General features: G+C 60.5%; 20 protein-coding genes and 1 pseudogene. 13 read left to right on the top strand and 8 right to left on the bottom strand.

Annotated elements, in window-relative coordinates; all coding sequences use genetic code 11:
- Nucleotides 1-465: 465 nt before the first annotated feature.
- The 5 genes from ASE79_RS15700 to ASE79_RS15675 all read left to right on the top strand — a co-directional run bounded on the left by ASE79_RS15700 (nucleotide 466) and on the right by ASE79_RS15675 (nucleotide 5,922).
- Nucleotides 466-1,302: a DUF5694 domain-containing protein gene (locus tag ASE79_RS15700; protein WP_156359727.1), complete on the top strand. Its 837-nt coding sequence runs from the start codon at nucleotides 466-468 to the stop codon at nucleotides 1,300-1,302.
- Nucleotides 1,299-2,744 carry a S41 family peptidase gene (locus ASE79_RS15695; RefSeq protein WP_235516981.1) on the top strand — a complete coding sequence of 482 codons (1,446 nt, stop codon included), beginning with the start codon at nucleotides 1,299-1,301 and terminating at the stop codon, nucleotides 2,742-2,744. The genes ASE79_RS15700 and ASE79_RS15695 overlap by 4 nt, the downstream gene beginning before the upstream one ends.
- 73 nt (nucleotides 2,745-2,817) lie before the next feature.
- A complete protein-coding gene (locus ASE79_RS15690) occupies nucleotides 2,818-3,687 on the top strand; it encodes an aspartyl protease family protein (RefSeq protein ID WP_162237054.1) in 870 nt (289 codons plus the stop codon).
- Nucleotides 3,688-3,786: 99 nt separating this feature from the next.
- Nucleotides 3,787-4,596, top strand: coding sequence for an AraC family transcriptional regulator (locus ASE79_RS20485; RefSeq protein WP_082445377.1), 810 nt, complete (start codon nucleotides 3,787-3,789; stop codon nucleotides 4,594-4,596).
- Nucleotides 4,597-4,698: 102 nt separating this feature from the next.
- Nucleotides 4,699-5,922: a S41 family peptidase gene (locus ASE79_RS15675; RefSeq protein ID WP_056419668.1), complete on the top strand. Its 1,224-nt coding sequence runs from the start codon at nucleotides 4,699-4,701 to the stop codon at nucleotides 5,920-5,922.
- 129 nt (nucleotides 5,923-6,051) lie between these two features.
- On the opposite strand, the gene ASE79_RS20480 is transcribed toward ASE79_RS15675, so the two are convergent.
- The 3 genes from ASE79_RS20480 to ASE79_RS15655 form a co-directional block, all read right to left on the bottom strand.
- Complete coding sequence (locus ASE79_RS20480) at nucleotides 6,052-7,119, bottom strand: serine hydrolase domain-containing protein (protein WP_162237053.1); 1,068 nt, start codon at nucleotides 7,117-7,119, stop codon at nucleotides 6,052-6,054.
- 726 nt (nucleotides 7,120-7,845) lie between these two features.
- Nucleotides 7,846-8,751, bottom strand: a complete 906-nt coding sequence (locus tag ASE79_RS15660; RefSeq protein WP_056418741.1) for a hypothetical protein — start codon at nucleotides 8,749-8,751, stop codon at nucleotides 7,846-7,848.
- Nucleotides 8,752-9,233: 482 nt separating this feature from the next.
- Nucleotides 9,234-10,121 carry an ImmA/IrrE family metallo-endopeptidase gene (locus tag ASE79_RS15655; protein ID WP_056418739.1) on the bottom strand — a complete coding sequence of 296 codons (888 nt, stop codon included), beginning with the start codon at nucleotides 10,119-10,121 and terminating at the stop codon, nucleotides 9,234-9,236.
- A gap of 251 nt (nucleotides 10,122-10,372) precedes the next feature.
- Here ASE79_RS15655 and ASE79_RS15645 point away from each other — a divergent pair, with 251 nt between their 5' ends.
- Together ASE79_RS15645 and ASE79_RS15640 are read left to right on the top strand one after the other, a co-directional pair.
- A complete protein-coding gene (locus ASE79_RS15645; protein WP_082445374.1) occupies nucleotides 10,373-11,251 on the top strand; it encodes a hypothetical protein in 879 nt (292 codons plus the stop codon).
- A 462-nt stretch (nucleotides 11,252-11,713) separates the two neighbouring features.
- Nucleotides 11,714-12,387, top strand: a pseudogene (locus ASE79_RS15640) (recombinase family protein).
- Between the two features lie 69 nt (nucleotides 12,388-12,456).
- On the opposite strand, the gene ASE79_RS15635 reads toward ASE79_RS15640, so the two are convergent.
- Entirely contained in the window at nucleotides 12,457-12,963 is a 507-nt protein-coding gene (locus ASE79_RS15635) for a MucR family transcriptional regulator (RefSeq protein ID WP_056418733.1), read from the bottom strand.
- A gap of 403 nt (nucleotides 12,964-13,366) precedes the next feature.
- Nucleotides 13,367-14,923 (bottom strand): MFS transporter, encoded by a 1,557-nt coding sequence (locus ASE79_RS15630; RefSeq protein ID WP_056418731.1) that lies wholly within the window; start codon nucleotides 14,921-14,923, stop codon nucleotides 13,367-13,369.
- Nucleotides 14,924-15,562: 639 nt separating this feature from the next.
- Between ASE79_RS15630 and ASE79_RS15625 the strand changes: the two genes are divergently transcribed.
- Both ASE79_RS15625 and ASE79_RS20475 read left to right on the top strand, forming a co-directional pair.
- Nucleotides 15,563-16,540 (top strand): TerC family protein, encoded by a 978-nt coding sequence (locus tag ASE79_RS15625; RefSeq protein ID WP_056418729.1) that lies wholly within the window; start codon nucleotides 15,563-15,565, stop codon nucleotides 16,538-16,540.
- A 418-nt stretch (nucleotides 16,541-16,958) separates the two neighbouring features.
- Nucleotides 16,959-17,534: a MipA/OmpV family protein gene (locus tag ASE79_RS20475; RefSeq protein WP_321163345.1), complete on the top strand. Its 576-nt coding sequence runs from the start codon at nucleotides 16,959-16,961 to the stop codon at nucleotides 17,532-17,534.
- On the opposite strand, the gene ASE79_RS15620 is transcribed toward ASE79_RS20475, so the two are convergent.
- Both ASE79_RS15620 and ASE79_RS21080 read right to left on the bottom strand, forming a co-directional pair.
- Complete coding sequence (locus tag ASE79_RS15620) at nucleotides 17,524-18,315, bottom strand: hypothetical protein (RefSeq protein ID WP_056418727.1); 792 nt, start codon at nucleotides 18,313-18,315, stop codon at nucleotides 17,524-17,526. The genes ASE79_RS20475 and ASE79_RS15620 overlap by 11 nt on opposite strands.
- Before the next feature lie 190 nt (nucleotides 18,316-18,505).
- On the bottom strand, nucleotides 18,506-18,790 hold the full coding sequence (locus ASE79_RS21080) for a hypothetical protein (protein WP_146168893.1): 285 nt from the start codon (nucleotides 18,788-18,790) through the stop codon (nucleotides 18,506-18,508).
- A gap of 426 nt (nucleotides 18,791-19,216) precedes the next feature.
- Here ASE79_RS21080 and ASE79_RS20470 point away from each other — a divergent pair, with 426 nt between their 5' ends.
- From ASE79_RS20470 to ASE79_RS15610, 3 genes are all read left to right on the top strand, one after another.
- On the top strand, nucleotides 19,217-19,369 hold the full coding sequence (locus ASE79_RS20470) for a DUF465 domain-containing protein (RefSeq protein ID WP_321163344.1): 153 nt from the start codon (nucleotides 19,217-19,219) through the stop codon (nucleotides 19,367-19,369).
- Nucleotides 19,370-19,461: 92 nt separating this feature from the next.
- Nucleotides 19,462-19,911 carry a hypothetical protein gene (locus ASE79_RS15615; RefSeq protein ID WP_055876914.1) on the top strand — a complete coding sequence of 150 codons (450 nt, stop codon included), beginning with the start codon at nucleotides 19,462-19,464 and terminating at the stop codon, nucleotides 19,909-19,911.
- 98 nt (nucleotides 19,912-20,009) lie between these two features.
- Nucleotides 20,010-20,651 carry a TorF family putative porin gene (locus tag ASE79_RS15610; RefSeq protein ID WP_235516971.1) on the top strand — a complete coding sequence of 214 codons (642 nt, stop codon included), beginning with the start codon at nucleotides 20,010-20,012 and terminating at the stop codon, nucleotides 20,649-20,651.
- A 441-nt stretch (nucleotides 20,652-21,092) separates the two neighbouring features.
- Here the strand turns inward: ASE79_RS15610 and ASE79_RS21315 are convergent, their stop codons facing one another.
- Nucleotides 21,093-21,242 carry a hypothetical protein gene (locus ASE79_RS21315; protein WP_162237052.1) on the bottom strand — a complete coding sequence of 50 codons (150 nt, stop codon included), beginning with the start codon at nucleotides 21,240-21,242 and terminating at the stop codon, nucleotides 21,093-21,095.
- Nucleotides 21,243-21,375: 133 nt separating this feature from the next.
- Between ASE79_RS21315 and ASE79_RS15605 the strand changes: the two genes are divergently transcribed.
- Nucleotides 21,376-22,851: a diguanylate cyclase domain-containing protein gene (locus ASE79_RS15605; RefSeq protein ID WP_056418723.1), complete on the top strand. Its 1,476-nt coding sequence runs from the start codon at nucleotides 21,376-21,378 to the stop codon at nucleotides 22,849-22,851.
- Nucleotides 22,852-22,878 lie beyond the last annotated feature (27 nt).

Genomic DNA, 22,878 nt, shown 5'->3' with positions numbered 1-22,878 from the left:
CTCTATCCTTTGACACCGAAACCGGACCTCTGTGACAGGAGTACGCCTTGGGCGTGCTTCCCCTTGTTGGCTCGAGATCGCCGCGTTTCTCTGGGATGTGGGGCTGAGATGGCTGGTAAGAGGTAAAGTCGCTGGGATGAAATGCGCGCTTCGCCCCGAGAGAGATTCCTACAAGATCATATGCGGCGGATTAGGGAGCTGTGCGCCTAAGACCCATAACCGGTCGTTCATAGCACCCTGCGCACTTCCCAACTTCAGACATTCATTCATGTCTGTAACAGAGGCGATGCCGCCGACATTCCCTCGCCTTCAACGGACTGCTCGCTGCATTTTGCAAGCAATCTGACGCGCGTTTCGGTTGACCGGATCAACCTCTGTTAGCTTGGCGTCCAATGCCGCAAATCCAGATAGACAGCTGCCATTCGACGTGTATTGTTTGAGCACCACACCAAGGAGACCTGCTGCATGCTGCTACCCATACTCGCTGCGGCAGTAACGCCTGCTGTCACCGCTGCACCACAGCAACCTGTCCAAGTGATGGTGCTGGGTAGCTATCATTTCGGCAACCCTGGTCGTGACAAGGTGAATGCCCACGTCGACGATGTCACCACGCCGCAGCGCCAGCGCGAACTGGAAGCACTGGCTGATGCCATTGCAGAGTTTAGACCAACACGGGTCATGGTCGAGGCGCAACGCCCGGGCCCGACCTACGATGTGACTGACTTCGCAACGTTTTCCCCAAACGTGCTTAAGACCGACCGGGACGAGACAACCCAGATCGGCTACCGCATCGCTGCTCGCGCCGGCCTACAGTCCGTTCAAGGTATCGACGAGCAACCCGACAAGGGCGAACCAGACTATTTCCCGATCGGCCGGGTCGAAGCTTATGCAAAGACTCACGGGCAGCAGGCCTATCTCGACGCCGCCTTTGAAACGGTCCAGGCGTCTGCCAAGAAGTTTGAGGCTGAGCAGGCAACCACCAGCATACCGCGGATGCTGATCCGCTATAACGACCCCTCTACGCCCATGGGTGGACAGGATTCATACTACTCTCTGCTCCGACTTGGTGACGGTAACGAGCAGCCCGGTGCAGATCTGAATGCCATGTGGTACCTCCGCAATGCGAAAATCTTTGCAAAGCTCATCAATGTGGCCAAACCAGGCGATCGCATCCTCGTCGTGTATGGGGCTGGTCACGGGTACTGGCTGCGATACTTCGCCTTAACGACGCCGGGCTACAGTTCGGTTGATGTCAGGCCCTATCTTGAGAAGGCAGCGAGCAAACTGGCGGCGCCGAGATGAACCTGTCGCTCCTTGCCATACCAACGGCGGTTCTGCTGATCGGTGCGACTAACGTGCCTCGCGACTGGGCAGCAACTTTGCGAACGGACGCTCAGGCCTATCACGACCAGATCGCCGACAATCATCCTGGTCCCTATAACAAACTCGACCCCGACTTTGCGCGGCGCAACGATGCCGGTCTGGCTTCAGCCCTGCGTCGCGCTGCTACCGTCCGAGACTACCCGGGGTATCTGTGGGCGATGCGCGGTTACGTGGCGAGCTTCAACGATGGACATGTTGCGCTCGACCTCGACCAGCCAGCCGCCCTGCCGATCCGCTGGCCGGGCTTCCTGACAGGCTTTGACGGCACCGGCCGTCAGGTCGTGATGACCCGAGCAGATGACGCTCCCTTACCGCTCGGAGCAGTACTCGTAAGCTGCGATGGCATTGATGCCGAACACCTGGCTGCCCGCAACGTCGGCGCCTTCCGAGGCAGGTGGGAACTGGTCAGCCAACGAGCGACTAATGGTGGTCGGTTGTTCCTTGACGCCGCCAACCCTTACATCAAGCGTCCAGTCCGCTGCCGCTTCAAGGTCGATGGCAAGCTAAAGGACGCGACACTCAGCTGGCGCGATCTGCCTGATGCAGACTTCGACACACGTTTTGCTGCAACTGCGCCTCGGGCGCGTTCGGAGTTCGCGGCTCGAACCCTTGCTAACGGCACGCGCTGGTTCTCGCTGCCTGGCTTCAACGGTGACCCCGAAAGCGCTGATGCCAAGTCCCTTACGCCAATCATCAAATCGATGAGGATGGACGCCCTCGCGATCGCAGCGGCACCGCGCGTCGTGCTCGACCTTCGAGGCAACGGCGGTGGATCGTCCGACTGGTCGTATCAGATTGCTGCCATCCTATGGGGCCAGGCTGCAGTGAATGCGCTTCCATCAGGATCGGAAGCGGTGGACTGGCGCGCTTCGGCTGGAAACATCGCCACGCTCGAAGGCTATCGTACCGCTTGGCAGAATTCCGCGGACGTCTCGCAGGCGGCGAAAGACTGGGCCGCTCGTACAGCAAAGGGCATGACATCTGCCCGCGCGCTCGGGCAGGCGCTCTGGCATGAAATTGATGCCGACGAAGCAAAAGCAGCGGCGACTGGCGCTGCTCCCGTGCTGAAAGCGCGGGTATTCGTGCTGACGGACTGGGGATGCGGATCGGCATGCCTTGATGCGGTCGATCTATGGACCGCGTTAGGCGGCATTCACGTCGGGCAGGAGACGAGCGCTGACTCGCTTTATATGGACGTACGGCAAGTCGCTCTGCCCAGCGGTTTTGCCCGGGCCGTTATTCCGATGAAGGTGTATCGTGGCAGGAAACGCGGTTCGAACGTCCCGGCCAGGCCGGTACATGCTTACACCGGCGACATGCGCAGTACCGATCAGCTTGAGCGCTGGATCGCCGGCCTTTAGCCTGAACAGTAAAAATCAGCGTCTATTCGATCGCTAAGATGGGCGAGTATCGTACCGCGAAAAGGGCATTCATTTGAAAAAGCTATTATCGGCCGCGTTGCTCATTAGTGTGGCGTCTGGAGCCTATGCTGCCCCAACGAGTCCGGTGCGGCTGCCGTTAGAAAGCTACCGCAAAGGCGTAGCGGCACGAGTGAAGGTGGCCGGACGGGAGCGGCTTTTTCAACTCGACACTGCAGGCGGACTGACGGTGATCTCACCAGCGCTGGCAAAGGAGATGGACTGCCAACCTTGGGGATCAATCACCGGGTTTCATATGACCGGCACGAAGATCACCGCCCCACGTTGCGACAATGTTGCAATCCACTGGAAGAACCAGACCCTACAGAGCCCTGTTGCAATCGTCATGGACGTGGGGTCTCCCGACACACCCATCGATGGTCTGCTTGCCCTCGACGCATTCGCCGGACGCACTGTAACCATCGATTTTGCAGGTCGCGAGCTCACGTTGGAAACACGTGAAAGCGCGGCCGGGCGCAAGGCGAACGCGGTAGAGCTTCCTGCTCATTTGGCTCGTGAGATTGGCGGCCTGGCGCTGTCTGTGTTCATTGACGTCCCCACCGAACGTGGACTGGCGCGCCTTGAGCTGGACAGCGGCAATGGCGGCACGATCCTGGTTGCACCAAAACTTCTTCCTCTACTTGGCTTGAAGAAGGTTACCGGCGAGGGCCCCCAACAGGGCCGCTTCCAGATCGCCCCCAGTGTCGAAGCGTCCGGGATGATCTTCAGCCCCGACATCGTGATCGATGGAAACCTTGGCATGCCGTTTCTCAAAGATTGGGTGGTCACCATGGATCTCGCTCAAGGACGGGTTTGGCTCAAACGCAGTGCCGTTGCAGCACCCGCCGGCATGGGGACCCCGCCGCCAGTGAAGCCCGTGGGGTAAGAAGGATCGGCCTTCAAAGCTTTTCAAATTGGCGAGACGCAATGACTCAGTTTCCCATATTCAATCAGGTCAGCTTCTCTGAACAAGCTGCGCATCGACATGAGTGAGCCAGCGCGGAATGACGCCCGCTTCGCCCGCCCACCCTACCTCTCCGGCGTTGAACTCGTATCCGTCGAGTATAGCGAGCGAACCTTTCCCGAACACAGCCATGCGGAATGGGTGGTCGGCGCGGTCATGGCAGGCTGTGAGGCCCTGACTGTTGGCGGCAAAACGTACGAGGTGCAGACAGGTCAGGTACTGCGTCTCCATCCCGATCAGCCGCATGCCAACAGAACGACGGGAGGTGAGACCTTACGCTATCGCGTTGCGTACATTCCCGACGAAGCGATACGTCCGTACATCGCCGAGCGCCTGAACGCGCCGCGGTTTGACTCTCCTGTATTGGCTGGCGATCGGTCTCACTCCATCGTTGCTGATGCGCACGCCTTGTTGTGTCGCGACGACGCGGGGCGTTTGGAACAGGAAAGCGCGCTCGCAGAGCTGGTTGGGGTCCTGTTCGCCGACCAGGTAAAACAATCGTCGGATGACACCCGCGTATCCAGCGATGCCGTTGCGCGCGCTCGAAGCTACATCGACGCCCACTTCGCCGACGGCTTTGGGCTGGGCACGCTCTCGACCGTATCAGGGATCAGCGTCTTCCATCTTGCGCGTAGCTTCCGCAAGGCAGTCGGGATCACCCCCCTCGCGTACCGCAATCAGTGCCGCATCGTCGCAGCGCGACGCCTGCTGTTGGCGGGCCAGCCAATCGCGGAGGTTGCGCTTGATGTGGGCTATGCCGATCAAAGCCATCTCACACGTCAGTTCCAGCGTATCGTCGGTGTATCGCCGGCACGCTACGCAAACAGGTAAGCTCGCACCGTTCGCGCGACAGCAATATCGTTCAAGGCGGCGAGATTTCCTTCGGCTAACCACGGACGACCACCAGCGAAAGCCGATCACATGCACCACCCCATGACCCGTCGCTCGCTGCTTCATGCTGGTATTGCCCTGGGTACGGCTGCGGCATTCCCGCCGGGTATAGCCCAGGCGGGCGAGCCGGCTCATGACGTGACCTATGTCGAGGACTTCGACGAACTCTGGCGGACACTGGACGAGCGCTACTGCTATTTCGGGGAGAAGCGCACCGATTGGAGGGCAGTAAGGCAAATGTATCGCCCGCTCGCCGCTGCCGCCCAATCGTCTGAAGCGTTCGCCGGCATTGTTGGCCGGGTGATCGGCGAACTGTACGACGCGCACACCCACTTGAATGATCCGGCACCGGATGCGGCGCGCGGGCCATATTTTGATCTGTGGGTCGAACCCAACCGCGATAGTACGGCGTTTGTCACAAGCGTTCGCGATGGGTCCCCCGCAGCGGATGCGGGCATTACGCCTGGCCAGAGCGTGCTTGCGATCGACGGCCGCCCGATTGGACAGATCGTCTTGGACACAATGCCGCGCTGTCTTAGCCGTCCAGATCCAGCGGCAACGGCGTTTGCGCTTAACGTGGCGGTATCGGGGCGGCGCGGCATGCCAAGGACGTTAACGGTGCGGTCGACCCCAGGTTCGGAACACGTCGTTCCCGTTCGCGTGAAGCAACCTGTTACGCTCCCCAATGTCGAGAGCCGGATGTTAGCTCATGGCATTGGTTGCATCGTCGTTCGCAGCTTTGCTGACGATGCGGTTGTGACGGCCTTCGACGCGGCGCTGGCAAGTTTCCGGAATGCACCCGGACTCATCATCGATGTTCGTCAGAATGGCGGCGGCGACACCGCGGTCGCCCGCCCGATCATGGGGCGATTTATCACCGAGACGATGCCCTATGCCCGCATGCGCAGGCGCGACGGCAACCGACTGAGTGCTGCCTGGACAGAGACCGTAGAGCCGCGGGGCCCCTTTACCTACACCGGTAAGGTCGCTGTCCTCACAACGCGGTGGAGCGCCAGCATGGCGGAAGGCTTTCCCATGGGCATGCGTGGTCTCGGGCGTGCGGCTATCGTAGGAACGCCAATGATGCGGGTAGGTGCCGCGGTCTTTCCGTTACGGCTCGACCGCACTGGTCTGGCGCTGCAATACTCAGCAGAGCCAGTTTACGACGTCCAGGATAAACCCAGATGGGAACTGGAACCCGATGTACCTGTCCTCATGGGCGACGACATTTTGGAGGCTGCGATACGCTATCTGCGATCAGCGTGACCCATCCCGGCCACTGGGAGCGTCTCGTTCATACTTCAGAAGACGACTGAGACGCGCCGGGTGACAGGGTTGCGACCTTAAAGCGGCTGCCTTTTCCATATCGCAAGCAGACGGATGGGCCGGCGGAGGTCACTTCAGCCAAGCGAACGCATCGAACTCGCGTGCGAAGACAGTGCGGGCAGCACGCTCGTAAACTTTGCGCCCAGCGTCGCCGTTGGTGAGCACCACAACCGCTGCGCCCGATACGAGGTCCACGACAAACAGGTTCGCGACGCCGTCGTTCGCACCCCAGTGCCAAGCGAAACCCCGCCCGCCGTCACTCTCCATCCCCCAGCCTAGTCCCCAGTCGAGCGCTCCCTTCACCCGAGTGGTCTTCGTTGAAAGCGCCGGATAGCGCTGCGCGAAAGCCAGGAATCGCGCATAGTCGCTGGCGGTGGTCCACAATCCGGCCGCCATGTTGGGCGTCATGAATATTGGCATCGCCGGTTTGCCAAGTGCGATGGCCGCTTTCTCCCGTTCGCCTAGCGTCCACCGGTCGACTGGTTTCAGCGGGCCAGCATCGCGACGCATCGCATAGCCCGCCGGGCCTTTGTCGATGAGTACACCTCCGCCCCCGTCGTGCGCCCACGCGACTGCCGGCTCGGTGCCCCTTGCCCAGCCATAGATGCTTCGGCTCATTCCTGCCGGTCGCAGGACCCGCGTTTCCACCACCTGCGCGGCGGTCTGGGCTGTAACTGCCTCGACCAACCGGCCAAGCAGGACGAAGCCCTCGCCAGAGTAGCGGAATCGCGTGCCGGGAGGGAACGCGGCTGTTAACGGCTCGCCCGCTTCGTCGCGCCAGTTAGGCAGGCCACTAGAGTGGGAGAGCAGGTGGCGAGGCGTAATCGATCGCGTCGCAGGATCATCCGTGAACGCGACATGCTCTGCCACCGGCCGGTCGAGGTCGATCAGGCCTTCCCGCACCATGTCATGGACCGCGACCGCAAGGACCACCTTGGACAGCGATGCTGCTTCGAACAGTGTATTGGGTGTCGCGAGCACCGCATTAGCCTTTGCATAGCCGACCGCACCAGACGAGATTGCGCCGGACCCGTTCAGCATTGCCCAGCTCGCGCCCGGTACGGACGCCAGGTCCATCCAGGTCGACAAGTTGGCAAGGGTGCCGAGCGTCGTCGCGGTTGTTGCATCTGCCGCCACGGCTATGGCGAGCGTCCCGAAGCAAGGGGCAGCGAGCATCGTCCGCCTGGACACCAAATCCATTATCAACTCCCGTCAGCGACCTACTTACTGGCATACAGGTTCGGCGCGACTAGGCTAGCTGAGACCAGCGCTGCGGGAAACCGACGACCGATCCGCGTCAGCGAGGACCCAGTTCCGGACGTTGGGGCGGGCCCATCGCATTCCCGAAACCGGACATCCGTTCATCGAAGCCGACGACGGCAGGTAGGCGCCTTATAAGCCGCCATTAGGGTGCGACGCAGATGATCTCGAAAGCTGCCGCCTATTCGACCTTCGAGGCCGCCACCACGGGAGATGTGATCATTGCGATCGAGCCGGTCGCCACGTCGCGGTATCCAGCCATATGGCTAGACATCGATGTCCTACGTGTCGGTCCCCACAGAGCCTGGCGACCTCGACCTCAGCGGCGTGGGTGCAGACACTTTGCCCCTCGCGTTGGTGCTCAGCTCAGGCTGGCAGAACGCCTACGGGCATCCACCCGCGCGAGGTTGTCGAAAGGCTGCTTCCCTTCGCCCAGTCCGTGCCGGCCCACGCGTTCCGGCACTGGCGCGCGGGCGAGGCACCCGGTCCGCGCTACGTCGTGCGCGACGAGCCCGCGATGACGAAAGCGGTCTACGCCACGGCCTCAAGCAGGACCATCGTCGTGAAGACGTCGGGGGCTGAGTTCTCCACGACGTTCGGCAATTAGGACCCGCCTTCGTCATCCGTCGCGAGCATCAAGCCCTCAACGGCATCGTTGAACGCCAGATGGCGGACCTCGCGAGCGATGTCGGCAAGAGTGGCGTTCCACCTGCCGGGCGAACGATCGAAGAAGATCCGGACCTTCACGATCTCGTGCACGACACGCTCGACCCCAAGGCGCTCGATGCCAGCCTTTATGATGTCGACCAGGACGCCGCCGGCCTCACCACTGGCGCGAGCCGCCCGGAGCAGACGCAATGAGAGGATGTGCTCGACGAGCTCAAGATCCGGGCACTCGCGCGCGAAGGCGCGGGCGAGCAGATCGGCGTGCGCAAGTCGCCCACCGGCGAGGGCAGCGTTCTGATCGCCCGCGAAGTAGACGATAAGCTCGGACCCCGAACCGGCCCTGATCGCCTCCAAAGCCAGATCGACCACGCCGACACGCTCCGCCTGCTCCGGCGAGAACTCGTAGAGCAGACCCTCGATGACACCGCCCAGACGCTTCGAGAAGCCCTGCGCCGAGATCACATCGGTGAGGATGCCCATCCTTAGGGCAGCAACCTCGTCGCTGACGGCGCCGGTCGGGAACATCGGCGACCTCGCGAGGTCGATCATAATGGACCCGTCCTGGGTTGCGAACGCCTCCGGTCGCGACGAGCCCAGGTCCATGACTTCCGCGGACTTGTGTGTCAGGAAGGCCCGCAGCGCGGTCGTCTCCGCGCAACCGGCATCCACGAGTGCGAGAAGCTGGCGCCAGGCCTCCTCGCGCAGGTCGGTCGCCGAAGCACACCAGGCGACGATCTGGTTCGCAAGATCGTTGTCCTCAAGTTCTGCGACGCGCTTCAGCCCGAGTTCCATTGAGGCACGCACATACCGATGCCGCAGATCCTCCCCCACCTCGTCGGCCATATTCCGAAGGGCGAACAGCGCTGCGCGAAACCGACGCTCCGGAAGGGCGGTGGTGTCCGCAAGCTGGTTGGCCAGGCGGAGGAGGCGCTCCGGATCGGCAAGGGCCAGGCCGTGGAAGACCGAGCCCGCATGCGCGGGGGTTGGCCTTGTGCCTCGCGCGATAAAACGGGAAGGACCACCGATAAAATTGGAACAGTTTGGCCCGATCGCCTTGGGCCATGGTCCAGAGCTGCTGGGGGAAAATCGTGAACGCGACGTCCTCGACACTCGTTTTCTGCTTCTTAGCCAGTAAGGCGTCAAGCGTGCTGCGCACCGCCGAGTCCTCCGGTACTGAATAATCGGCGGGAAACCCATCTACGGTCAGGACGAGCGGCGACACCTCCAAGCCCGGATTGTTGGCTATATGAAGAAGCAATTTGCAATAGGCTTCTGAGACGTTGTCGCCCTCGATAAGCAGCGGAACGCTCGCTCGTGAGCTAGTTTTAGTCATCGGCGTCATCCTCCAAATGGCGAAATTCTGCACGCCCGACATAAGCGGTGCGCGCGATACGGCCGAAAGCGGCCCAATCGGTTCCCGGCCGGTCAATGCGGACCAAGCCCGGGCGCTTCGCCTCGAACAGACTTCCGCTCTCCAGATCAGCCACCGGTGAGATGGCATCGCCATGCGCGACCGTGCCGGACGGAAGCAGCAATAGATGCCCGACCTCAGCATCAATCGCATGGCCGCCCCAAACCTCGTCGGCGACGATGAGCGGATTCGGCGTCAGCGATCCCAGGATGTGAGCGCGCAGCGTGCGCGGCGTGAACTTGCGAAGCGCATCGGCGCGTGCCCGGCTGATCATCGCTTCGCCCCACAGAAGGTGCGTGACCAACGTCGAGTAGCCGACGCCGAACAAGCAGGCGATCCGGTAGAGCTCGATCGGGGTTGCGGTTTCCGGTTTGAGGCCGCGGACGGCAAAAGCGTGGCGCAGGCCTAGCGTCGGTATCAGCGCATAAGCGGCGAACGTGTCGGCGCTATATTCCTCGGGAACGTCCCACGGTCGCATCAGCTGATTCTCGCGCAACTCGTCGATCGACGACCCGTGACCCAGCAGATGATGGCCAAGCTCATGTGCACAGTTGTAGGTACGGCGGGGCAGCGGGCGCTTGCTGGAGAGGTGGATGCGCGGCGGCGAACCACGCTGATACATTCCTTCCATGTCAATGTCGTTGAAGGTCACGCGAACCCCGTGCGCCTCTGCAATCGAATAGATGCAGACCGGGCTGATTAGGTCCTTGCCGGCCTTCAGCCGCGCTGTGATCGCTGACTTCATTGCCTTGTCTGCCAAGGCGCGGCGGTTGTGCATCATCGTCTTGGCAAGCGCTTTCATGGGTTAGGCCCCCTTCTCGTCATCGTCGGACTTCATGGCGGCGATGAGCTTCAGTAGGCGGTCGAGGTCATCGGGTTTGAGTTTGCTGAGCTCGCGGGCAGCGAGCTGCAACTTGGGATCATCAGTTGCGGCGCGCTCGGGCGCACGGCACCGACGCCAAGCAAGCCGGAGGAAGTCCTTCGCGAGATATTGGATCGTGATCGCGCAACTCTGGACCGCGCGCGTTTGCCGGATAGGGGTGGGCCAGAGCGATGAGCACGGACCAGGTAAGCGTTGCTCTGGCAGGCGTTCTGGACGCGTTGACGCTCGTGCAGGAGCAGCTCGATGCGCTGACCGAAAGCGGCCAGCGCATCGAGGCGACACACAGAGAGATCGTCCATAGACTCGACACGATCGATGCAGGCCAAGCCGCGGTGACGGATCTGACGCCGATCCTCGAGATGATCCTAGGGCGATCGATCGACGATCGCGAGATCATGAAGACGCAGCTCGGTACGATTGCGACGGCGATCGGCTTTGCCCATGCCGCGGCTAACGGTAACCGGGCACCGCTGCCGGTCGCAGTAGCCAGCGATCCACTTCTAGAGCGCTTTATCCTGGCTCAGCCTGCGGATCTGGCATCGGAGGAGCGCGCTTTGACGGACTGGCGCAACGCCACGTCGTCCATCACCACCGGGGAGCTTATTTCTTTCCTGACCCATCAGCAGCACCCCTCACCAACGGATACCCCGGAATCCCGGGTCCTCCGCTACCGCCTGGCGGCAATTACACGGGCCGAGATCAAGGGGAGGGGGACCGCGCCGCCAGGACCACCGGACACCACGGTTGCGGGCGATCGAACGGCCTCGGCTTGCATGATCCGGTCCCACCAACTTGCCGGCCTATGGCGAGCAGGGGAGAGCGCAGCGCTCTACAGTGAACCCGAACTGGCAGGCGCAATAGATCTCTTCGACGATGCGGAGCGCAGGCTGGGGTCTGCGGCTGGCGTGGATTTTCCACCCGAGCTCGGCTCGCTTCACAGCGATCTAGCAACCCGCATCGAGGCAGGCGATCGGCCGAGCATTGTTGACAGTGGCCCAGTTTACAGCAGCGAACGTGCGACTACGGTCGAAGCCAGCAGGGACCGTTAGCCGGCGTCCGGTAGAGTGAATCGGCGGCTTCCGACCAACTCACGCTACCCACCAGCAACGGCGTGAGGGCGGCTTTTCGCGTAACCTGCCACTCACGCTGCGCGCTGCGCGGGACCAATGCTTGGCGTTGCGACCCATCTCGGCCAACCCCCGCTGAGTCAAAGGGGGCGGGACCTGCCGTGACGGAAAACACCTGTTTGTCGCACAATGGTGATTACGACCGAGTTTTCCACACATCGGGCCGCTCAAAGGCGACAATGGGAAGGTAAGCGGATTGGCGGCTATTGGAAAAGGCAGATGGCGTTAGCGGACGTAGGCTGACGCTGCGGCCTTTCTCGAAAAGGATCGTTTTTGATGCGCCATCATGTGAGAACCTTTAGCAGTCGATGCCAGCGTCTCAAAACACTTTCGCGATTGGAGCTCGACATGATAGGCGTCGGACATGAGTTCTGAGAATGCTTCATGCTGATCGGCTATGCCCGAGTGTCGACCCCGGAACAGGATCTGACCCCGCAGCTCGAAGCGCTGCGCAGTGCGGGTTGCGAGCGAACCTTCTCGGATAAGGCCAGCGGAGCAAAAGCCGACCGCGCCGGCTTAGCCGACGCGCTTTCCCATGCGCGAACCGGCGACATCCTTGTAGTATGGAAGCTCGACCGGCTCGGCCGTACCATGAAGGGACTGATCGACCTCGCGTCCGATCTGGCGGCGAGGGGGATCGGGCTAAAATCGATTACTGACGGGATCGATACCGCAGGCACAGCTGGGAAACTCGTTTTCCATATCATGGCGGCGATGGCCGAGATGGAGCGTGACTTGGTACGTGAGCGCACGACGGCTGCGTTGATCGTCGCCCGGCGTGAGGGCAGCATATCATGGCGGCGATGGCCGAGATGGAGCGTGACTTGGTACGTGAGCGCACGACGGCTGCGTTGATCGTCGCCCGGCGTGAGGGCAGGGTAGGTGGCCGGAAGACAGTAATGACACCCAAACGCCTCGAGGCCGCGCGGAAACTTTTATCCTCGGGGATGACTGCCCGCGAAATAGCCCCAACCATCGGCGTCTCGATCGCGACGTTATACCGGCATTTGCCAGCACCAGAACAAGAGGCAATTAGCGCGGAAGAGAATGTCGCTTAGCCGCATGCGGCTGATCTACACGCACCATAAATGGCTGGCTCCCCGTTCCCTGAGAAGCCAGTCCCTAGATCATTCCGCCGCTGCTTCTTCGGTCTTGCGCTTGCGCGGAGCCGAAGCGGGCTTTGCGTCTGCCTTGGCTACATTCGTCTGGCCAGGCTTGCGACCCAGTCCAATGCTCTTGGCCATCGTACGACGTGCTTCCGAATAGGTAGGAGCGACCATGGGGTAATCAGCCTTCAGGCCATAACGCTCGCGATACTCCACGGGCGTCATGCCGTTAGTCGCGAGGTGACGGCGCAGCGTCTTATACGGCTTACCATCGATCATGCTGATGATGTGATCAGGGCTGGCAAGCGACTTACGAGCCGTCACTGCCGGGGTGTATTCTTGAGCAGATGCTTCGGGTTCAGCAGCGGTCACGTTTCCACCGACCAGCACCGAAACAGTTTCATACATCTTGTTCAGGAAGGCTGGAACGTCGTCAGCATTGGTACGCGTGTTGGGATTGGCCAACCAGGCGATTGTCAATTCCGTAGCGAGTTCAACGGGGTTCAGGTCGAGGGTAGTGTCGGGCATAGAAGTCTCCGTTTCTGGAGGCGCATCTAGGTACTTGATTGGTCGCTGGCAATATCAGGTCGCGCTAAATCATCTATTTGAGATTGATACATAAAATGAACCCGGGAATACGCATTCCTAATTACCATCCGAGACCTTGGCAAATTTGCTCCTTCGCTGACGCCGACGCCAGCGACCGTTTGCATCTTGCCGGACTTGCTCCAAACTCCTGATCGACGATAATTAATCAAGCTCTCATGCGCGGAGCGGTCACCGCTCTAACCGTATCCGTCGCGGGGCCTAAGCACTGGCAAGGTCGCGCCGGAGACGCAAAACACCTGTTTGTTGTACAGTCGTGATTGCGACTGGTTTTTCACACATCTGACCGCTGAGGACACTCTGCAGGCCTATATCGAGCCGAAAGCTAAGCCGTTGCTTCCAGCTCGCGTAAGCTGCGGCCCCGCGTCTCTCTTCCTGCGCGCCCGATCAGTACCGCTGACAGCGTCATTGGTACAATCAGTGCGATTGCCGCGCCCCCCATCGTCGGGATCAGCCCAGCGAAGGCGCCCAGCTGGACAGCAACGCCACCAAATTTGCTACTCCCCGCGATAAGCCCTGTGGCACGTCCACGGACGCGTAATGCGTAGTTTTCGGCTGCATAGGGGAGTAGCACGGCGATCAATCCGTTTGTGCCAACCACCAGCAACGCGATCACAGCAATGAGCAGTGGCGGCCAAGCCAGCGTAGGCGCCGGCAGGAGGGCTCCGGTAAGCCCGGCGAGTGTGAGAAGTACAGTGCCGATCAGGGTGCGCTTGCTGCTCCACCGGCTGTAAAGGAAGGCCGCGATCATGATCGTGGGCAGGGCAACGAGTGCTGAGCTGGCGATGATGCCGCTCGCAATCTCGGCACTGAAACCTCGATCCTGCAGATCGGAAGGCAGCCATAGCAGCAAACCGAAGTTGACGAAGCTCCACGACAGGGCGGTTATGACCAAGGCAATGGTCAACTCGCGTTGGTGCGCCGCAACACTATCAGCATCCGCTGGAGGAGCTTGAGGCGCACGCCTGACAATACCGAACTTCCGGGCCATATCCGCCAGCTCAGTATCCATGCCCCGTTCCAACAGGAAACGCGGGGACTCAGGTATCCACCTTGCCATCGCAAGCAGCAGCAAACCGGTTGGAAAGCCCTGCAGCCACAAGCTACGCCAGCCGAACAACGGCTCGAACAGATGAGCGGCGCCACTAGCCGCGAGGTAGCCGCCAACCAGCCCCGTACCGCCAACCAGCACAAGTACCCAGCTTCTGTGCCGCGGAGGCATGATCTCTGCCAACAGCGTGTAGACGACGGGCAGCATGCCGCCGGCCGAGCACCCCATCAGAAAACACATGACCAGGTTCCAGCTGTAGGAAGGCATAGCTCCGCAGATAGAGGTCGAGACGAACAGGATCGTCGACAACAGGATCGACACACGCCGACCGTAGATATCCGCAAGCCACCCCCACAGAAACGAGCCAACTGTGGTCCCTGTAAGGGCAACGAACGGAAGCAGGGCAACGGTCGATTTGGCGAGCCCATACTCGCCACGCATGCCGGGGAGCACGAAGCCAAGCGTTGCTGGCTTCATAGTGTCGATGATGAGCCCAAGGGTAAGCACCAGCAGAACGGCAGCATGCGAGCGCGTCAGAGGGGTATCATCGGGCGCTTCATATGCGATGCCAACGCCTGCCCTGTGATCAGGCCGTTTCTTGGGTAAAGCGCCAAATATAGCTGCCGGCACGCCGATGCCGATCAGCGCCATGCCCAGGTACATCCATCCGTCCATGGGCATACCCGACAGGTGATTGCCCATCCTATGGGCCATCGCGAGCATCGGTAAGTGAAGGGCAACTCCAACGCTGATCGCCGCACAGCCTGCCCAGAAGAGCGGCCAGCGCTCGCCGACCACCGAGTTTCCGCGGCTGCTACTGCCATTCGCCATTCATTTCCCCCCACCAGCAGTAGCGACATACGCTGCACGGCTTGCCTGCCGCAAGCAGAGCATCTGCCGGCGGGGCACGTTGCGGCTCATGGCTTGCCGATTGGCTTTCAGGCTTGCGGCTCGCCAAACTGAGCGTCCAAAAGTGGGCGTTTTTGACCGATTCCTCTTCCCGATCGGCGTGATGTTTTGGAATGAGAAGTGCGGCAGATTGAGCGCAGACTACGGTCGTTATCAAATAGTGAAACCGCTTGATCACTGCGAACCGTGTCCTATCTAGAAAGCGCGGGCCGGGCCCCTCTGACAATTTCCCTCGGGTGATTGTGATGTCGGACCGCATCGGGTTATCTCGATATAGGCCTGGCCGCTTTGCCTCCTGTCGTCGTTGATGATCCGAGCTTTCGATCACCGATTGAAAAGAGGCTCTGAGCATGGAAACGAACAGACCGGCACAGCTCCATCAGAAGTTGGACGAGCACGCGCGTATCGCGATGGCGCGCCGAACCCCGGCTTCTCCAATTGCGCTGCAATTGTAGCGCTTTGAGTTGGGCCTGAAAGGTCGCTTGTGCGCGCCACCCGCGAGATACCTGCCCTCCTGACCGCTAATTCCGCCCCACGTCATCACGTTTGTTAGAGGTCCCCATGCCTGAGCTGCTTTCCTTGTTATTCCTCGGTACGCCTGTCTGGATGTGGCTGGCATTTCTCGGCATCGTCGCAACGTTGCTGATCCTCGATCTGGGTGTCTTGCACCGCGGACAGCGGGAAATTGGGGTACGCGAGAGCCTTGCATTGTCAGCAGGTTACATCACGCTGGGACTGGCGTTCGGCGGGTGGATTTGGTGGTATATCGGGCCTACTGCCGGCCTTAACTACGTGACGGGCTTCGTCATCGAGAAGAGCCTTGCGATGGATAACGTGTTCATCATCGCCATGATCTTCGGCTACTTCGCCATCCCCCGCATCCACCAGCACCGCGTACTGTTCTGGGGCATCCTGGGTGTCATTGTCCTGCGTGCAGTGATGATCGGTTTTGGCGCGGCATTGGTCGATCGGTTCGAATGGGTATTGTACGTCTTTGCTGCCTTCCTGGTTTTCACCGGTATCAAGATGTGGCTGACTGCCGACACGGAATATGACGTAGCCAGTTCGCCCGTTTTACGCTGGATTCGCCAGCGCATGCCGGTTACCGACCAACTTCACGGGGAACGTTTCTGGGTAAAAGAGCAGGACCCGGCGACTGGGCGCATGCGCCGGATCGCTACGCCGTTGCTACTGGCTCTGGTCATGATCGAATGCGCTGACGTCATTTTTGCGGTCGATTCTGTACCGGCTATCTTCGCGATCACAACGGATCCATTTATCGTCTACACGTCGAACATCTTTGCTATCCTTGGGTTACGCGCACTCTATTTTGCGCTCGCCGCAATGGTCGACCGGTTCCATTACCTGAAATACGCCTTAGCCGCGTTGCTGGTGTTTATCGGCTCGAAAATTTTCGTTGCCGACATGTTCGGGCTCGCCAAATTCCCGCCCGCAGCGTCGTTGGCGGTAACCTTTGCGATACTGGGTTGCGGCGTCGGCTGGTCCCTGTGGAAAACGCGAGCGGCTGCTTCGGCCTGAGTTTGAACGCGTCCGCCGGCATTGAAAGCGGACCGGTCATACGCTGTGGGTATAGCCGTACTCCATTTACCGAGACTGGCGTTTACGACGCACAGGGATAAGGTGGCTGCTGATTATGACCGTCCGGCCGTCCACCAACATGGTCAAAAAAAGGGATCAAGATGCGCGCCGTTTTAGCCATCATCGCGCTAGTCTCTGCTCAACCTTGCTTCGCGCAAACTGACCCGAGGCCAGGCCCGCCTGCAGGTAGGCCTTTGGAGGCAGGCACTGCCGGATGGAGCATTACCGTTGGCGTCGCGCCAGTCCTCAGTCCTGCATGGCAAGGCTCGCGAGACATGGCCTTGTCGATTTTTCCCGACTTGCGGCTCAACTACAAGGACGTGATCTTTGCCTCGATTCCTGACGGTTTGGCTGGAATGTGGTGAACCACGACGGGTGGAAGGCAGGACCTCTGGCCAAACTCCGCTTCGGGCGGGATGAGGAGCGCGGGGGATCGCCGTTCCTCATTACAGGCGGGAGTGACGCGCTACGCGGCCTCGGCGACGTAGATGCAGCTGTTGAGGTGGGAGGCTTTATCGAGAAACGGGCTGGGCCATGGCGTGGACGGATCGAGGTTCGTCGCGGCTTCGGCGGACATGACGGCGTTGTCGCCGACGGGTCAGTTGCTTACCAAGCGCGCCGGGGACGGACCATCATCAACGTCGGGCCTCGCGCAACGCTGGCAAGCCGCGAGTATATCGAGACGTATTTCGGCATCGATGCGGTCCAGTCGCAACGGTCCGGGCTTAGACCGTATTCTGCGTCAGGCGGACTATTGTCCTACGGTGTAGGCGGTACCGTAATTCGTCCCCTGAGCCGGCGAAGCGCCGTCACGCTTTTCACTGGCCTGGATCAACTAGGTCAGAACGCAGGCGATTCACCTCTCGTCCGCGAACGTGGGCGCCGGACCCAATTCACCCTAGGTCTCGGCTACGGATTTAGGTTCAACCTCTAATCGAATCAGACGCATATACCCTACGCCGGTAGCCAGCGACCAAGCCTGAAATAACGAGGATCGCGGCAGCGCCGGTTGCTACGGCAATAGGTCCTGCAGCTTGGCCACCTGCAGCGAAGATAGCAGCAAGAGCCCAAAGGAAAACAGCTGCGTACGGCAGATTGCCACGTCCTCGGACCATCACGGTGGCCGCGATGAGTCCAGCAATCACGATCACCGCTGCACCTATTACCGGCGCGGCTGCACCGCCCTCCATGCCGTGATACCTCAGGCTAGCTGCGATGTTGACGGTGGTAGCGACGGTCAACCATGCGGCGAGCGCGCTCAACGGAAGGTACGCACACCACCACGCGGTTTTCGACACCGCCGCATTCGACAGGGCACGATAGGCAATGATCAGGCACGTCAGCGTGAAGGTAATGATCAGAACCGATACGAAGCTTAACCCGTAAAGCTGTGTGTAAGCAGCCCAGAGTGCGTTCCCCAAAAATGCGCCCGCTGCCGGCCAGCGCAGGCGATGAAGCAATGCATTTTGGCGCTGTGCGGGCAGGGCCTGATAAACAGCAAACACCGTGGCTCCGAGGTAGAGCGCGCCCCAGATCGAGAATGCCCAGCCTGCCGGGGTTATCGAGGTTCGGACCGCCAGCGACCGGGATCCGATAGGCTCACCGATCCCAATCTGCGGTAAAAGAGGCGTTAGAATTTGAAGCGCTGCTGTCAGCAGCACCGCGAGATGCGGCAGATCGAACGCGGTCCGTTGGGGTAAGGTATTCGTTGCCATTTTTCCACAACGGCCGATCAGCTTACGCGTTGCAATGTCACAAAGAAACTCGCTCGCATTCAGCGCTATCGTACTTAAACGGTCCTCGGGCGCCTGACATATTGTCATTTACCCGAGGCTTCAGTGGGACGACCCAGAGGCCTTTATCCACGATCCCGGTTGCGACGCGAAGGCGGTATCTTATCGTGTTCTAAAGTGCAGAGGATAAGACGCAATATACCAGCACCGGTACGCCAACCAAAACGATTAAAAGTAACAGGTTGAGCTCCATAAGTCGGCTCAGCCAGTCCTTACCTTCATTCTGCCGGGCTTCGGCATCAGCCTTAGAATAGTCTTCTACAATCTCCAGATCGAATTTGTTCGAGAAAAAACTTTGTGGTCGCATCCGCAAGAAAGGCTGAGGTGCTGGATTGGCAGCTTGATGCTGACGGTCATCCTGACACAAATCATCGGATTTCGAGACTTGGTTTTCCACTACACGGTTTCCACTTATTCGAGATCATGGGCGCGTAGAACGCGTCCCAAAGGTCAGATCGAATAAAGCCCGAACTCGAGCGGCAGTGGCCGCGAGCTCGGGCTAAGCGCGTGCGGCGAGTTGGCCGGCGTGGTCGCGGAAACGCTTATGTGTCGCAGGAGCGTACATGCCAGTAACATCGGGGACCCGTGTCCTAATGTCAACTCGTGCAAATCCATTTGCTCTCCTATTGACCTTGACCGGCTAAACCCTAGCTTGAGGGAGCGGGCCGGGCCCCTCTGGCGGTCGTCTCAGGACGAACGTGATGTCGGACCGCATCGGGTTATCTCGATGTCTAGGCCTGGCCTGTTTGCCTCCTTTCATCGCGACTGATCCGATCGTTCAATCGTTGGTTGGAGAGCGGCTTTGCCTATATTTTCTCACAAGTTGACCCAGTTGCATGCCCGGCTGGATGAGCAGATCCGCGTCGAGATGAAGCGACGCATGCCCGATACCTTGCGGCTATTTCGGCTGAAGCGGTTGCGTCTCGACGTGAAGGACCGCCTGCACGCACGCGCCTTGCGGCCGCAGTTCAGCTGAACCGACACGCTGAACCATCGTTGTAGAATCATCGTCCGTAAGGATTGGCTTCACCGATCAGAATGGATCGGGATGGCAAAAGGAGAACGAATATGGCCTATTTTCTAACCGCCGGCTTGGTGCTTGCTGCTACCGGGGCGGCCCTCGGCATGACTGTCGATCATCAGAACCAGGTGGATCACCGCAGCGGTCCGGTCGCCGTCAAATATCGCGGTGACGTTGTCATCACGCACAAGCAGGTGGGCGCGGTTGCACCCGGCGGAAGACCGTCGTCGCTACGCTGCGACTGGGCGGCGAGCATGTCAGTGGCACGGCACGCGGTCGCGGCGTCGGGTACCAGGCTGGTGCGCAGCATCGACAGCGAACCGGTGATTTCCGGCACCCGGCCCGGCTGGTGCGTTGCGAGCCATGGCGCGATCAAGAAGGAGGTCGCGACGAAGTCCGCGGACATGCAGCAGCATCTGGTAAAGCTGGCGCAGGAAGACGAGCAGATGCTGCGCGTCGAGCTCGACCGGATCCACGGTCCGCAGCGCGCAGGATGATCCGGCGCGTTCGATTGGCGGGCGTGCTCGGTGCCGCAAGTTGCGGCCTGATCACGCCCGCGTTTGCACAAGATGTCGGGTCGGTAACCTTGGAAATGATGAGCGAAGAGGAACGGCGCGGGCTGAGCTGGAGTGAGGGACGTGCCGCGCTAGCGGGCGATATTCGCGTCTCGCGCGGCCGGCTCGATGCATCGGCGCGCGTGGTAACGCTTCGGAACAGCGTGCGACACGGTGGCGCCGATGCGGTCGTCGACCTTTCGGTGGGAACCGACTGGGATCTGGGTGCGGTGCGTATCCGTACCGACGCCACCGGCCACGCATTCGCGGGCGCGCGGGGCCGCATGGACTATGTCGAGGCCGGCGTATCGGCAAGCTATGCCTATGGTCCGCTCTACGCCACGGCCGGCGTGATCGGCGCGCCGTCGCAGCGCGCGATCGGTGGCAGCAACGTGTATGTCTATGCGAACGCCAATGCCGGTATTCCTGGTACGCCGCTGACGATGCTGGCCGAAGTCGGCCACTCGTCCGGCAGCGTCCGCGACCCCAGTCGGGTGCAGCGTCTTCGTCCGGGCGGCAGTTACATCAACTGGCGGCTGGGTCTCGAGCATCGTCGTGACCGTCTGACGATCGGCGTCGATTATATTGGGACTGACGTCTCCCGCACCGCCACTGCCAGCAGGTTTGCCGATCAACGCAACGCCGGAGACAGAATCGTAGGGCGCGTACAGGTTTCGTTCTGACGATTACCGCGGTCAGTGAGTGCCCATTAACGCTGATGTGTATACGATCTGCCTCGGCAGAACCGTCTGTATATGTTAAACAAACGGCCGGTGCGGTTGAAAAATAGCCTGACGTCGCGCTCCTGATCGTATCGACCGGGATCGAGTCCGAGAACGCCCTATCCGTCTCGATCATCGTTCGTTTGCGGGATTAGAAGTCGCGGATGGTAAGTTTTGCTGGCGAGCGAACTTGTTTGCTGCCGCCTTCACGATATCGGGCTGATTGCTATTAAAAAGGCCGTGACAAACTATCGGGAATAGCACGCAACGCGATTGCCGTTCGAAGGCATTTATGAAGATGCGCGCCTACCAACGGTTGGTCACCAGCATCCGCGACCGCCAAAGCCTGACCGATAACCGTTATTAGACGTTCGAGGCGCTGAGCGGTTGTTTCGCCGTCCATCATGGCTTCAAAGCCTTGATCATTTTGGCGTACCCGGCAGCACGAGCCAGATGAGCGATGCGAGCTGAAACGTCGTTACTGGCTTCGGCCTGTTCCCGCGCGCGCGCTTCGTTACGAACAAGAGTGCTCAGATCGCTCGAGTTGGACACGTTTATGCTCCTATCAAGCGGGAGCGCTCCAGCGTCTCTCAGTCGCCGCCATGCCATTAGCGAGTCGCGGCGATGTACCGACCCTGTACATGCCGTTAACCCGATGCCAACCTCATTTATGCTACCGTCCCCCATGGTAAACCTAACCGGCATAGTCGACGAGGTAGCGCGGCTGGACGCGCTTCGTGCTCTCGATATGCTCGACACTCCCCCTGAAGCCGAGTTCGACGCCATCGCTGTAGGGGCGCGGCACCTCTTTGGCTGCAAGTTCGCTTTCGTTTCGTTAGTTGACGCGGACCGGCAGTGGTTCAAGGCAGCGTGCGGCCTTGAGGCTAGCGAGACACCACGAGATGTGTCTTTTTGCACCCATACGATCGCTGCCGACGATCTGCTCGTCATTGCGGACACGCGCGAAGACCCGCGCTTTGCAACCAATCCTATGGTGGTGGAAACACCCTTTGTGCGTTTCTATGCAGGCGTGCCGTTGCGAGTGACACCACCAGGAGGAGGTGCCGCGCTGCCGATCGGCACCTTGTGCGTGGCTGACGACAAACCGCAGGATCCGACCCGCGAAAAGCTGGAGATACTCGCCGGTATGGCGCGGGTCGTCGAAGCGCTGCTTGAGGCGCGCCGGACCAGCAAAGAGAACCTACAGCTGGCGCTTGATCGCCAGGAGGCCCTCGGTGACATGGCCCGCACGCACAGACTGCTCCAGCACGCCGAACGCATGGCAAGGATCGGGTCGTGGCGCCTCGAGCTTGAAGGCGGACGGATACACTGGTCCGATCAGACCTACGCGATCCACGGCCTGGCACCGGGCTCGCAAGCGCAGCTTGCCCTAGCTATGCAGTTCTACCCCGAAGACGATCGTGCCAAGTTGGAAGCAGCGCTAGACCGCTGTGTGCGGCAAGGGACTGCATGGGATCTGGAGCTGAACTTCACAGATGCGCAGGGGCGGCCCCGTCGCGTGCGCACATTGGGTGAGATCGATGAGCGCGCCGGTAAGCGTGTCGCCGTCATGGGAGTGATCCAGGACATCACGGACCGGTACCAATTCGAGCGCCGTCTGGTTGCGGTAGCTCGAACCGACGAACTGACGGGCATACCAAGCCGACGCGCTTTTAACGAAGAATTGGAAGCTGCGCTCGATCGCGCCCGGGAAGGCGCACCGCTTGCTATCGCAATCATCGATCTGGATCGGTTCAAGGAGGTCAACGACCGGCTTGGCCATGCGACAGGGGACAAGGTTTTGCAGGTGATGGCCGCCAAGCTGCAAGCAGTACAGTATCTGGGCGATCACTCCATCGCCCGACTGGGCGGGGACGAGTTCGTGCTGATCCTACGCGGACGGCGTACGCACGAAGAACTCGTCCAAGACATCGCGCGATTGCTCGCAGACCTACGCTACGCCGTGCCTGACGACCGTAGCGTTATAACGGTGTCTGCGACGATCGGAGCCTGTGTCTATGGCGCAAGTTATGTCGATCGGGCTTCGTTGCTTAAAGAGGCAGACGAGGCTCTGTACCGCGCGAAGCGGATGCAGCGAGGCACGGGCGCTATTGCAGGCAACAGCGCCCATATCCAAAGTTTGGTTGGTGAGCCGCGATAATCTGCTTTGACCCCGGCACCTGGTTGG

It is taken from the genome of Sphingomonas sp. Leaf28, from assembly GCF_001421685.1.
GTDB lineage: Bacteria > Pseudomonadota > Alphaproteobacteria > Sphingomonadales > Sphingomonadaceae > Sphingomonas > Sphingomonas aurantiaca.
Note: the sequence above shows the minus strand (reverse complement) of the source record. Positions and strands in the feature narration are given on the sequence as shown.